Annotated in this window: 15 protein-coding genes; 10 read left to right on the top strand and 5 right to left on the bottom strand. The window is 39.5% G+C overall.

The features are described from left to right. Positions 1 to 9: 9 nt before the first annotated feature. From IV67_RS02710 to celB, 4 genes are read left to right on the top strand one after another with little or no spacing between them, the layout of a single operon-like run. Positions 10 to 324 (top strand): PTS cellobiose transporter subunit IIB, encoded by a 315-nt coding sequence (locus IV67_RS02710; RefSeq protein WP_057786865.1) that lies wholly within the window; start codon positions 10 to 12, stop codon positions 322 to 324. 36 nt (positions 325 to 360) lie between these two features. After that, complete coding sequence (locus IV67_RS02715; RefSeq protein WP_057786867.1) at positions 361 to 690, top strand: PTS cellobiose transporter subunit IIA; 330 nt, start codon at positions 361 to 363, stop codon at positions 688 to 690. A gap of 38 nt (positions 691 to 728) precedes the next feature. Continuing rightward, positions 729 to 1226 (top strand): hypothetical protein, encoded by a 498-nt coding sequence (locus IV67_RS02720; RefSeq protein WP_057786869.1) that lies wholly within the window; start codon positions 729 to 731, stop codon positions 1224 to 1226. Positions 1227 to 1231: 5 nt separating this feature from the next. Then, positions 1232 to 2557 carry a PTS cellobiose transporter subunit IIC gene (celB, locus tag IV67_RS02725; protein ID WP_057786871.1) on the top strand — a complete coding sequence of 442 codons (1326 nt, stop codon included), beginning with the start codon at positions 1232 to 1234 and terminating at the stop codon, positions 2555 to 2557. A 39-nt stretch (positions 2558 to 2596) separates the two neighbouring features. On the opposite strand, the gene IV67_RS02730 is transcribed toward celB, so the two are convergent. The 5 genes from IV67_RS02730 to glpK all read right to left on the bottom strand — a co-directional run bounded on the left by IV67_RS02730 (position 2597) and on the right by glpK (position 7993). Continuing rightward, positions 2597 to 3301: a GntR family transcriptional regulator gene (locus tag IV67_RS02730; protein WP_057786873.1), complete on the bottom strand. Its 705-nt coding sequence runs from the start codon at positions 3299 to 3301 to the stop codon at positions 2597 to 2599. A gap of 237 nt (positions 3302 to 3538) precedes the next feature. Beyond that, the gene (gene rpiA, locus IV67_RS02735) at positions 3539 to 4216 is read right to left on the bottom strand and encodes a ribose-5-phosphate isomerase RpiA (protein ID WP_057786875.1); all 678 of its coding nucleotides are present in this window, start codon (positions 4214 to 4216) and stop codon (positions 3539 to 3541) included. Between the two features lie 101 nt (positions 4217 to 4317). Beyond that, positions 4318 to 4794, bottom strand: a complete 477-nt coding sequence (locus IV67_RS02740; protein ID WP_057786877.1) for an 8-oxo-dGTP diphosphatase — start codon at positions 4792 to 4794, stop codon at positions 4318 to 4320. A 68-nt stretch (positions 4795 to 4862) separates the two neighbouring features. Then, positions 4863 to 6329 carry a glucose-6-phosphate dehydrogenase gene (gene zwf, locus IV67_RS02745; protein ID WP_057786879.1) on the bottom strand — a complete coding sequence of 489 codons (1467 nt, stop codon included), beginning with the start codon at positions 6327 to 6329 and terminating at the stop codon, positions 4863 to 4865. A 155-nt stretch (positions 6330 to 6484) separates the two neighbouring features. Beyond that, positions 6485 to 7993, bottom strand: coding sequence for a glycerol kinase GlpK (gene glpK, locus IV67_RS02750; RefSeq protein ID WP_057786881.1), 1509 nt, complete (start codon positions 7991 to 7993; stop codon positions 6485 to 6487). A gap of 211 nt (positions 7994 to 8204) precedes the next feature. Here glpK and purR point away from each other — a divergent pair, with 211 nt between their 5' ends. The 6 genes from purR to rpsR all read left to right on the top strand — a co-directional run bounded on the left by purR (position 8205) and on the right by rpsR (position 12987). Beyond that, positions 8205 to 9041, top strand: coding sequence for a pur operon repressor (gene purR, locus IV67_RS02755; protein WP_057786883.1), 837 nt, complete (start codon positions 8205 to 8207; stop codon positions 9039 to 9041). Between the two features lie 18 nt (positions 9042 to 9059). Next, the gene (gene glmU, locus IV67_RS02760; protein ID WP_057786885.1) at positions 9060 to 10448 is read left to right on the top strand and encodes a bifunctional UDP-N-acetylglucosamine diphosphorylase/glucosamine-1-phosphate N-acetyltransferase GlmU; all 1389 of its coding nucleotides are present in this window, start codon (positions 9060 to 9062) and stop codon (positions 10446 to 10448) included. Positions 10449 to 10598: 150 nt separating this feature from the next. After that, a complete protein-coding gene (locus IV67_RS02765) occupies positions 10599 to 11579 on the top strand; it encodes a ribose-phosphate diphosphokinase (protein ID WP_057786887.1) in 981 nt (326 codons plus the stop codon). 165 nt (positions 11580 to 11744) lie between these two features. Beyond that, positions 11745 to 12041, top strand: a complete 297-nt coding sequence (rpsF, locus tag IV67_RS02770; protein ID WP_057786889.1) for a 30S ribosomal protein S6 — start codon at positions 11745 to 11747, stop codon at positions 12039 to 12041. 64 nt (positions 12042 to 12105) lie between these two features. Further along, entirely contained in the window at positions 12106 to 12696 is a 591-nt protein-coding gene (gene ssb, locus IV67_RS02775; RefSeq protein WP_057786891.1) for a single-stranded DNA-binding protein, read from the top strand. Positions 12697 to 12744: 48 nt separating this feature from the next. Then, complete coding sequence (gene rpsR, locus IV67_RS02780) at positions 12745 to 12987, top strand: 30S ribosomal protein S18 (protein WP_002828737.1); 243 nt, start codon at positions 12745 to 12747, stop codon at positions 12985 to 12987. Positions 12988 to 13180: the final 193 nt, after the last annotated feature.

The following is a 13180-nucleotide window of genomic DNA, read 5'->3' on the forward strand; positions in this document are numbered from 1 at the left end:
GCGAAAATTATGACAAAAGGTATGATTATCTGTGTTTCAGGAATGTCATCATCAATGATGGCCAAGAAAGTGACTGATTACTTTAAAGAGCAAGGCAAAGATATTGAAATTGATGCGATGACAGCTTCAATGGGTGATGATGAAATTCGAACGGGTGATGAAGATATTTTCTTAATTAGCCCGCAGACCAAGATGTATTTAGAAACATTTCAAAATACAGGTAAAGAAGTCGGAAAGCCCGTTGTAAGCATCCCATTTGATGCTTACATTCCAGTTCCAATGGGTGTTGAAAAATTGGCCCAATTGGTTGAGACAAATATTTAATTCAAGCAATTCAATTTGAGTAAAGGATAAAATGATATGGATTCTCAAGAAATTCAAGGCATTGCATTTCAGATTATTCTCCATAGCGGAGACGCCCGTACGTTATTGCATGAGGCAATGACAGCAATGCGCAAAGAAGATTTTGATTTAGCTGATGAAAAAATGCATGCAGCACATGCGGCTTTAATTGAAGCACACAAATCACAAACTAATTTGTTAACAGAATATGCAAATGGTACCAAGATTGAAATGGAAGTCATTTTAGTGCATGCACAAGATCATTTGATGACGACAACGACGTTAGAAGAGACGGCCATTGAATTGGAACATGTTTACAAGAAATTGAGTGAAATTTCAAATCACTAATGATAGATATCAAAATTTACGAAAGGGAATCCTGAAAGATGAAAGAACAAATGAGGCCAATTCCGGGTAGCCCGGAGGACATTCAACAAAAGAGTATCCGTTACAATCGCTATCTAATGGTTCGTTTTATTACTGCAACATTTTTATTAATGAATATGCTTTGGGTTGTCGTTATGCTAAGTACGCCATGGGTAATCGTGCCAGGAATGTTGCTACTTATTTTGATTCCAAGTGTCTATGAACAGGTGAAATTATTTGGGCAACATACCAATCATTTACCAATTACGCAGACTTATTTTTGGATTCAACTTTTGTTTAATGGTGTCGTCATGGGCTTGAGCCATACAGCTCTCTTTGAAAAACTATATCCATTCGTGATTGCGACGAATGCAAATAGAAATATGGTGATAATCTTTTTGGCCCTTGGGCTCCTGTTAGCAGGAGTGGCTCTGGTACGGCTTTATCATATCGGACGAAATGAAGATAAAGCGTATCGTTATTATCAAGACTATGAGGAGTCTTTAAATATTAGGTGACGAGAATGAAAAATATTGGCGACAAAATGATGAATGTGATGATGAAAATCTCGCAATTCAAAATTGTTAGAGCGGTTATGGCGGCCGGAATGGCAACAATACCCTTTACCATTGTTGGGTCAATGGTATTGGTCTTGAATGTTATTCCACAGGTATTTACGCCACTGGCAGGTATTTGGAATGCTTCATTTATGAAGTTCAGCGATTTATACATGCTGGCAAATACCGCGACCATGGGAAGTTTGGCTTTGTATTTTGGGCTTGTGATCGGTTTTGAACTGACACGAATTTACCAAACCGAAGAAAAAATTGCGGTAGCACCGATTAACGGTGCGTTGTTAGCAATGTTTGCCTTTTTGATGTGTTTACCAGAATTAATTATTAAAGATGGTAAACTGGTTTTGTTTAGTAGCTTGGCGAAAGACGCAACTGTTGTGAGTGGCTTTAGAATTACACCAGGTGGTATTTCACGTTTGGGAACAAGTGGTATTTTTACAGCAATTATCATGGCGGTCTTGGCCGTGTCCTTGTACACTTTCTGTGTTCGCCATAATTGGACCATTAAAATGCCATCATCAGTTCCAGAAGGTGTTTCACGATCATTTACAGCATTGATTCCAACTTTTGTCATCGCATTTGTTGTCATTGCGATTAATGGTGCGTTGGTTTTGATGGGAACGGATATCTTTAATATCATTGCGATTCCATTTAGTTTCGTGACCTACCTAACGAATTCATGGTTGGGTGTCATGGTGATTGAATTTTTGATTAGTGCGCTTTGGGTTGTTGGGATTCACGGTGCCAACATCATCAGTGCCTTTATAACCCCAATTCTTTTGTCAAACTTGGCACAAAATGCGTCAGGGTCACACATTGCTTTTGCCGGAGAATTTAACAATTCATTCGCAATCATTGGTGGGTCTGGAGCAACATTGGGATTATGCTTGTTCATTGCTTTCTTTGCCAAATCATCGCAATTAAAGATTTTAGGACGAACATCATTGGCGCCAGCCTTCTTTAACATTAATGAGCCGCTTATTTTTGGTTTGCCCATTGTGTATAATCCATATTTGGCAGTGCCATTTTTCTTGGCACCTATGGCCACAGCATCGATGGCATACGCAGCCTTCCATTTTAATCTGATTCGTCCGATTATTACTCAAGCACCTTGGCCATCACCGGTTGGAATTGGTGCCTTTCTAAGTACATTGGATTGGAAAGCGGTTGCGCTAGCCTTTGCCTGTGTGACTGTTGCGTTTTTGATTTACTATCCATTTATTAAAATTTATGATAAGAAGCTATATACGCAAGAATTAGAAACAACAAATTAAAAAATAAACGCGGTACTTTTATTCAAAGTATCGCGTTTTTTATTTTTGTTGCGTTTGTAAGTAGAAATCCGCATTTTCAAAGTGATACACATTGGAAGAATAATCAAATGGAATGCCATCATTCGTAAAGAAGACTTCATGGGCATCTAAAGTAGGTTGCCCAGCAGTTAATGCTAATTTTCCTGCTTCGTAATCTGTTAGTTCGCGGACTTTAAAAAATTTATCTGAAAAACCAATTGAGATATCTAAAACATCTGTCAGGTATTTGAAAATGGATCCTTCGGCGATTTCTTGATTTAAATATTTAATCAGGTTTGCATTAAAAAAGGAATTTTCAAGACAAAGAATTTTGCCATCCATTGTTCGTGTGCGCTCAACATGATAAATAGGTGTTCCAACAGCGCACTGTAACTGTTCTGCTAATTCAGTATCAGCGGCAATGGAGGTAACGGAGACAGATTGGCTGGATAAGTTTTCTTCATGCAAATTAGTTGTAAAGCCAAGATTGCTTTGGAAATTAATATAACCTGTACGTTTGGGAAGACGGGCATAATTTCCGCTACCTTGCACTTGATAAATTAGGCCGTCAGCTTTTAAAATTTCTAGGGCTTTAACGATTGTGGTTTTACTCGTATTGTAATCTTCCGCCAAAGTTAAAACATTTGGTAAACGATCGCCTTGTTTCAAATTACTATGTTCAATATATTCCTTTAGTGAATTTGCGACAGATATGTATTTCAGCATGCTGATACCTCTTTCTATAACGACTAGAATAACATTATTTTTGATACGAATGTTCTATAGAATATACCTTAATAAAACACAACCAATACTACTATTATAATGTTTCTAAAAGAGTGTCGTCCACAATCTAGAGTAATAAAACTGATTACCTAGTTTATTGCCTTGGATTCAATGACGGGTTTGAAAATGAGCGAATAAAAAAAGAGAACCATCATTGTGGTTCTCTGTTAATTAGCATTAATGACGATTAATGACACGAGCAGGTTCTTCACCAACGATAAGTGTATCGCAAATATCGAGGAAGAGACCGTGTTCAACAATGCCAGTGTGGCGAATTAATTCATCACCTAGAGCATGTAGGTCATCAACCTTTGAAACATCTACATCAATAATGTAGTTAGCAGAATCTGTTGTTAAACGTGTTTGTTCATCAAGCATGCGGAAAGTTGGGTCTAAGTCCATGTCTGCTAAGTAATTGAAGACATGACCACTACCAAAAGGCAGTACTTCAATTGGTAGCTTAAATGAGCCTAGTCGTGGGCTTTCCTTAGAAGGGTCAACAACCCAAATGTTTTGTTTAGATGCCTTAGCAACGATTTTTTCAAAGAATAGGGCAGCTCCGCCACCTTTGATACCGTTCAATTGCGGATCAACTTCATCTGCGCCATCAACGGTAACATCAACGGAAGTGACTTCGTCAAGTGGGACAACATTTAAACCTAATTTGAGACCAAGGTCTTCTGAAAAATGTGAAGTTGCCACACACGTTAAGGTCATGTTTTCAGCTGCGACACGTTCGGCTAATTTTTCAATAAAAATCTTAGCTGTACTACCACTTCCAAGGCCAACAACCGTGTTGTCTTCAATGTAACTAAGCGCTGCTGTTGCGGCAGCAATTTTACCTGGATTTTCCATGAGTTAAACTCCTTCATTGCGTATTATGACTTGATATAGTTTCATTATACGCTATTTTATGGAAATTTGTTGAAACGTTTAACGCGTATTCAAATCAGTCTTTATTGCCAATCGATAATCCAATCTTGGCTGGCATCTTCAGGCGTGATTAACGCGAGTTCATTAACAGTTGATTCATCGAAAACAGTTAACATTTCGGCAAATGTATTTGGTAAATCATAGCGGCCATTTAGTAAGTCAGTTCGTGATGTCCAAAAAATATCGCCCTCACTACTACTTTTCAATTCACCGGTATAGTCTTGTGTTTTATACAGAAAAACAATGTAACGCGCATTACCTTCAAGTGGCCATTCCTTAATGCCCATTAGTTGCGGGTTGGTAATTGTTAAGCCAGTTTCTTCGTATGCTTCACGTATAACTGATTCAGTGACGGTCTCGCCAGGTTCAATATGGCCGCCTGGAAAAGTAACGCCGGGCCAAGTTGGATTTTTGCGATCTTCAACAAGGACGGCATGTGTTGTTAGATCCTCAATTAAAATCATGTTTGTCAATTCAACAGGGGTTGTACGCTTTGACATAAAGAGCTCCTTTTTATATAAAAAAACAATCCATCGAAATGGATTGTTTGATATTTAATTAGAATGTATTAACCTTTGAAAACCCATTCGTTACCATCTTTGGCAAGCAATTCATCAGATTCCTTAGGACCCATTGATCCAGAAACATAATTAGGGAATGTTGCAGGGGTCTTATCCCATGCATCTTGAACTGCGTCAACGAACTTCCAAGCAACGGCAACGCCGTTCCAGTCAGCAAAGTTAGAACCATTACCGTCCATGCAGTCGTGAATCATACGTTCGTATGGTTCAGGCGTAACGGCCTTGTCTTCATCAGAAACTTGCCAGTCAAGTGTTACTGGACGTGTTTCGAATGAATCAGAAACATTCTTAGCATTTAGTGTAAATTCAATGCGACCAACTGGGTCAATCAAGATTGATAGGACCGGGTTAACAAGGTTTTCGCCACCTTGGCCGAAGATGTTAACGCCTTGCTTGAAGACAACATCAACACGGGTTGCCTTAGCTGCCAAACGCTTACCTGAACGGATGTAGAAAGGTACACCTTCCCAACGGTCAGTATCGAATTGAAGCTTACCAGCCACAAAAGTATTGTTTTGTGAACCAGCTGGAACATCATCTTCATCAAGGTACTTGCGTTGTGAACCATCAGCTGATTCACCATATTGACCACGAACGAAGTTTTCAGCAACTTCATCATTTGAATAAATCTTCAAAGCGTTGAAGGCAGTATTCTTAGCGGCACGAACTGATGTATCGCTGAAGTCAGCAGGCTTTTCCATAGCTAACCAACCGATAATTTGCATGGTATGGTTTTGAATCATATCACGCAAAGCACCAGCAGTGTCATAGTAACCAGCACGTTCTTCAACACCCAAAACTTCTGACAAAGTTACTTGAATGTTTTCGATGTAATCCTTGTTCCAAGCTTGGTCAATCATTGGGTTTCCGAAACGAAGTGGTGCAATGTTTTGAACCATTTCCTTACCTAGATAGTGATCAATACGGTAGATTTGATCATCATCAAAGGCTTCAGAAAGTTCATCTTGCAAAGCTTCGGCTGTCTTGAATGAAGAACCAAAAGGCTTTTCAATCATCAAACGGTTGTATTCACCGTTTTCAGTGATAAGTCCTTCAGACTTCAAGTACTTAGCAATTGTACCGAAGAAGCGAGGGGCAACTGACATGTAGAAAATACGGTTCCCCTTAAGGGCATATTTTTCATCAAGTTCATTGTCCAAAGCAAGCATTTCAGCATAACTAGCTTGGTCTGTAATATCTTGTTGAATGTAGTAGAAGTGTGAAGCGAATTCTTCAGCATGCGCTTGATCTTCAGTGAAATCAGCGATTGATTCCAATACTAGTGCACGGAATTCCTCGTGTGACATTTCTTGACGTGAAGCACCGATGATTGCAAAGTGTTCTTGTAAGAAACCCTTTTTGAAAAGGTTATAGGTAGAAGGGTAAAGCTTACGCTTGGCAAGATCTCCGGTTCCACCAAAGAATGTTAACAATGTTGTAATTTCTTCTGGCACGACTATACTCCTTTTATATCGACATAATTAGATTAAAATAGTTAAGAATGATTCTTCATGTAGAACTATTCACATATATTATAAACTTTTTTGCATAATATATCTAGAAACTTTTTTACATAATATCTCTAAAAACTATGAAAAAAATTGACAAATTAATCTTCTGCAAAAATTTCAGTTGCTGCTACAGCTGCATGCCACCCTTTTAATAGACTTTTTCGGGTGTCATCATCAATGCTTGGCTCGAATTGACGACCGTTTAAAATCTGGCCCTCAAGCTCGTCAAAGCTCTGCCAGTAACCAGTTGCTAGGCCGGCCAAAAAGGCGGTACCCATGGCAGTGGTATCTTCATCCATCGCACGTTGGATAGGTAGATTACCAATGTTGGCTTGGAATTGCATTAAATACGGATTGCGCGAAACAGAGCCGTCTGCGTGCAACGATGTTGGCTTTACATGCGCTTCTTGGTGCATGATATTCAAAATATCGGTCGTTTGATAAGCGATTGATTGTAATGTGGCTTTGATGAAATCATTCTTGGTTGTACTACGGGTAAGACCGAGGACAGATCCGCGTGCTTGTGGATTCCAATAGGGGGCCCCAAGACCATTGAAAGCTGGAACCATATAAATTTCATCATGATTGGTTGACGCATCAGCTGCGTGCCAACTATCAACTTGGTTTTCAATCAATTGCAGATTATTATGCAACCATTGTAAGGCAGTTCCGGCACTAAATACGGCACCGTCTAGGGCGTAGGTTGTTTGATCACCAATTTGATAAGCAATCGTTGTCGTTAAATTATGCTTTGATGAAATTGGTTCATCGCCGGTGTTCATTAATAGAAAAGTTCCGGCACCATAGGTTGCTTTGATGTCTCCGTTATGAATGGCTAATTGACCAATCAAGGCTGCATTCTGATCACCAATTAAAGATGCAATTGGCACGGCATTACCAAAGAAATGCATGGGGCTGGTTTTGGCAATGACTTCACTACTGGAATGAACTTCTGGAAGCATAGAAGCGGGAATGTCAAAAATATCTAATAATTCTTGATCCCACTTTTGTGTATGGATGTTATATAACATGGTTCTGGAAGCATTTGAGCTATCCGTAACATGTTGTTCACCATTAGTCAGCTGCCAGACAAGCCAGCTATCAACAGTACCAAATGCTAACTTACCTGCCTGAGCGAGTTCAGCGGCATGGGGAACGTTATCTAGAATCCAACGAATTTTGGTTGCAGAAAAGTAAGGATTAATGGGTAGGCCAGTTTTTTCGTGAATAATATCAGCATAACCAGCCAGTTCGTATTTTTTAGCAATTTTTTGTGATTGAAGCGAGGCCCATGAAATGGCATTGTAGATGGGTTGTCCGGTTTCGCGATTCCAAACAATCGTTGTTTCATGTTGACTGGCAATGCCAATCGCTTCAATTTCATTCGCACTAATACCAGCATTGATTAAGGCATCGCCAATGACACTTTGTACACTTTCCCAGATATCGGTCGGGTTTTGCTCTTGCCAACCCTGGTGGGGCGTAATCGGTGTTAAAGTTGTAGCAGATGTAATGACACGACGGGTATTGTGATTAAAAACAACGGCACGTGTGCCCGTCGTCCCTTGGTCTAATGCCAGAATATAGTTATTTTTTTTAATTGGCATATTCCTTCCATCCTTAATGTAATATTCTCTGTTGTGTTTCTCAGTTATTATAACATTAACTGGATTTTGACCGGTAATTGATTCCATTGCCAAAAATGCTTGAATTGATACTATTTTTCGTATTTTTAGCATTTTCGCGCGATTAATATGAATGTAATATGTTATACTCAAAAGAAAATATATAAATACCGAACGTTCGAGGTTTACACATATGAAAACACGTCGTAGTGATCGTTTAGTCGACATGACTTATTATTTATTGGAGCGTCCACGTACGTTGGTATCGCTCACCCATTTTTCCGAAGAATACGAAAGTGCTAAATCTTCAATTTCGGAAGACTTAAGTATTTTAAAGCGAACTTTTCAGGAGCGTGGCATTGGGTTATTAGAAACAATTCCAGGTGCTGCTGGTGGGGCTATTTTTACCCCATACATGTTAAAAGAAGAAGCGGATGAATTTGTCGCTTCATTGATTAATGCGATTGATGATGATACACGTGTGTTGCCAGGTGGTTATGTCTATCTATCAGACTTATTAGGCCAGCCTTGGTTTTTGAAACGCATTGGTCGTCTGATTGCAACACAGTATCTAAGAGAACCAATTGATGCCGTGATGACGGCAGCGACAAAAGGGGTTCCTGTGGCGCAAGCTGTTGCAGAAGAACTCAATGTGCCTTTTGTGATTGTTCGTAATGATACAAAGGTTACAGAGGGGCCAACCATGTCTGTTAATTATGTAACTGGACAGTCACAACGTTTGGAAAAAATGGAATTGTCACGCCGCTCATTACCAATGGGCTCACGCGTTTTGATTGTAGATGATTTCATGAAAGCGGGCGGAACAATTCGTGGTATGGCTTCTTTGGTCAAAGAATTTGAAGGCCAAGTTGTTGGTGCCGCTGTTGTTGCTGAGGGACGTGTAGAAAATCGCGTGATTGATGATTATACTTCATTGGTTCATGTTGAAACGAATCAAGAAAATGGCGTTATTAATGTCACACCAGGAAATTATCAAGAGCAAGTTTTTAATCAAGTAGAATCAAATTAAGGAAATGAGGTAAAAAAAGTGAATCGTTATGTAGTTATCTTAGCAGCAGGAAAAGGGACTCGTATGAAGTCTGATATGCCAAAGGTTTTGCACCAAGTCGGTGGAAAAGCGATGGTTGAACTGGTACTAGATGCCTCAGAGGCATTAAATCCTCAAAAGATTGTGACTGTTGTAGGACATGGTGCACAACAAGTTAGTGATGTGATTGCTGGACGTAGTGCGGTTGTTGAGCAAAAAGAGCAATTGGGTACAGGTCATGCTATTTTAATGGCTGAAGAAGAATTAGCTAATCAAGAAGGCATGACTTTGATTGCTTCTGGAGATGCACCATTATTTACAGTTGACACATTGCAGAATCTATTTGATTACCATGCAAAGTCAGGTACAGCTGTGACTGTTTTGACTGCGACAGCGACTGATCCTACTGGTTATGGCCGAATTGTACGTGATGATTTAGGAAATGTTGTTCGCATCGTTGAACAAAAAGATGCAACCCCAGCTGAAGCATCAATTAATGAAATTAATACTGGTGTGTATGTGTTTGATAACAAGTTGTTATTCGATAGTTTGCATGATGTGACAAATGATAATGCCCAAGGTGAATATTATTTGCCAGATACATTAGAAATTTTACGTACACAAGGGTACACAGTTGGTGCTTACACAATGGATGATTTTGATGAATCAATGGGTGTAAACGATCGTGTCGCTTTGGCACGTGCAAATGCTGTGTTACGTAAGCGTACAAATGAACAACACATGCGTAATGGGGTGACATTGTTAGATCCACAAGCAACTTACATTGATGTAGATGTTAAAATTGGTGCCGATACAATTATCGAGCCAAATGTTGTGCTTAAGGGTGAGACAGTTATCGGATCACACGTGCATTTGACAACAGGAACCCAAATTATTGATAGTGTTGTTGAAGACAACGCCATTATTGATGCAAGTCATTTGGAAGAGGCACATGTGGGTATTGCGGCAACCGTTGGTCCGTTTGCACATTTGCGTCCAAAGGCTGTTTTGGGTGAAGAAGCACACGCCGGTAATTTCGTTGAATTGAAAAAGGCCGAATTGGGCAAGCGTTCTAAGTTAGGTCACTTATCATATCTTGGCGATGCCACAGTTGGTGAAGATGTTAATCTTGGTGCCGGAACTATTTTTGTTAATTATGATGGTATGAATAAACATCATACAACGGTTGGTGATCGTAGCTTTATCGGTTCGGGAACAAAGATTATTGCGCCTGTAACAATCGGTGATGAAGCTTTGACAGCTGCTGGATCAACGATTTCAGATGATGTACCAAGTCATGCGATGGGAATTGCACGTTCACGTCAAACAACCAAGCCAGACTTTTGGAAGCGTACACCGCTATTTACAAAATTTGGTCAACACGACTAACACATAACAAAGACGCCCTGTGAGATTGCAGGGAGTCTTTTTCTTTTAACAATTTAAAGCCTCCTACATTGAATAAAATGGCAGAAGAAGGTAAAATTAAGGGTAATATAAAATAATAGACTGATTGAACTGAAAAAATGGAGGGTTCGGATGGCAACCTATGGGGATGCACATTTAAAAATCTTTTCGTTGAGTAGTAATCACCCCTTAGCAGAAAAAGTAGCTGCTTCAGTTGGGGTTGAATTATCAGCGATTAATTTAGCGCGTTTTAGTGATAATGAAATTCAAGTAAATATTGAAGAATCTGTTCGTGGTGACAATGTTTATGTGATTCAATCAACATCTGCGCCCGTTAATGATAATTTGATGGAATTGATGATTACGATTGATGCTTTGCGCCGTGCAAGTGCAAAATCAATTAATATTGTCATGCCTTATTATGGCTATGCGCGTCAAGACCGTAAAGCACGTTCACGTGAACCAATTACAGCTAAATTAGTTGCGAATATGTTGGAATCAGTTGGTGCAACACGTGTGATTGCAATGGATTTGCATGCTGCACAAATTCAAGGATTCTTTGATATTCCAGTTGATCATTTAGTTGGTGCACCTTTGTTGGCTGATTATTTATTGACTTCTGGTATCGTTGACGATAATACAGTGATTGTGTCACCAGACCATGGTGGTGTAACTCGTGCACGTAAGTTAGCAGAAATGCTAGGTTCACAAGAACCAATTGCTATTATTGATAAGCGTCGTCCAAAGGCTAATATTGCGCAAATTATGAACATTATTGGTGATGTTAAAGGTAAGCGTGCCATCATGATTGATGATATTATCGATACTGGTGGAACAATTGCTAAGGGTGCACAAAAGTTAATTGATGAAGGGGCTCGTGAAGTTTACGTGGTTGCTAGTCATGCGATTTTGTCAGGAAATGCACCTGAACTGTTGCAAAGTTCTGTCTTCAAACAAGTGATTGTGACTGATTCAATTGCTTTGCCAGAAGAAAAGAAGTTTGAAAAGTTGGTTCAAGTAACCACAGCAGATTTGATTGGTGAAGCAATCGTGCGTATTAATGAAAATAAAGCGGTATCACCACTATTTAATAGTCGGTTCCACCGTAACTAAACCACTGAACGTTCAATTTATTGTAAATTGAACGTTTTTTGATTTCAAAAAGTGCTTGCACATTTTCTTTAGAATGTGTACACTTAACTTCTGTGAGTAACGATGATTCTTCATCGTGGCTCCTTGCTGGAGAGACCAGCCATAGACCAAAAGGAGGAAACTATAATGGCATACGAATTAACGTACATCATTCGCCCTGACATGGAAGCGGATGCTAAGACTGCATTGGTTGAACGTTTTGACAAGATCTTGACTGACAACGGTGCAAACGTGACTGAATCAAAAGATTGGTCATCACGCCGTTTCGCATATGAAATCGAAGGATACCGTGAAGGAACTTACCATATCGTAAACTTCACTGCTGAAGATTCAGAAGCGATTAACGAATTCGATCGTTTGGCTAAGATTTCACAAGATATCTTGCGTCACATGATCGTAAAGCGCGATGAAATCGCTAAGTAATTAAATTTCATTTAATTACTATTTGAAGACTTAGAGTAAGTTAAATCAGGAAGGAGATTCTCCAATGATTAATCGTGTTGTTTTGGTAGGACGTTTAACGCGTGATATTGAATTACGTTATACAACGTCTGGAACAGCGGTTGGCTCATTTTCTTTGGCGGTAAATCGTCAATTTACTAATGCCAGCGGTGAACGAGAAACTGATTTTATTAATTGTGTGATTTGGCGTAAGTCAGCTGAAAATCTAGCGAACTTTACTTCTAAAGGATCGTTGATTGCAGTTGAAGGACGTATTCAAACACGTAATTATGAAAATCAACAAGGACAACGAGTTTATGTAACTGAAGTTGTTGTCGATAACTTCTCATTGTTGGAGAGTCGTGCAGAGAGTGAACAACGTCGTAACTCAGCGGGGTCTAATAACGCCGGTGGGTTTAGTGGACAGAATAATTCTGGAAGCTTTGGTGGCCAAAATAATGGTTATCAACAAGGAAATTCACAAAATAATGCGCAAACATCAAATCCTTTCGGAAATCCATCTGAAGGAAATGTGTTTAATGCTTCAAACCAAGGCAGCAACAATGGTGCAGCTAATGCTGACCCATTTGCTGGTGGGCAAGAAGTCGACATCTCTGACGATGACTTACCATTCTAAGTTATTTTAACTTGTCAAATGACAAAGTCTATTTAGGAGGAATAAATCATGGCACAACAACGTCGTGGTGGCGGACCTCGTCGCCGTCGTAAGGTTGACTTCATTGCAGCCAACCACATTGAATATGTGGATTATAAGGATACAGAATTGTTGGAACGTTTCATTTCAGAACGTGGTAAGATCTTGCCTCGTCGTGTAACTGGAACTTCAGCAAAGAACCAACGCAAGGTAACAACAGCTATCAAGCGTGCACGTATCATGGGACTTTTGCCTTTCGTAGCAGAAGACTAAGATATTTTAGAAAAAGCGAGCCTCGGCTCGCTTTTTTTGTGCAGTAAATTAATAAACGGGTGATTGTTAAGTTAGCTGAGGGTGAAAATAACTGTTTTCTTCTATAGTAATGAGTGTGATGGTAGATAAATGAAGACACAAAAAAACCTGACTCGTAAAAGTCAGGTTATAAGAAGTGGACAGACAGGGGCTC

The organism is Weissella minor (assembly GCF_001437425.1).
Lineage (GTDB): Bacteria > Bacillota > Bacilli > Lactobacillales > Lactobacillaceae > Weissella > Weissella minor.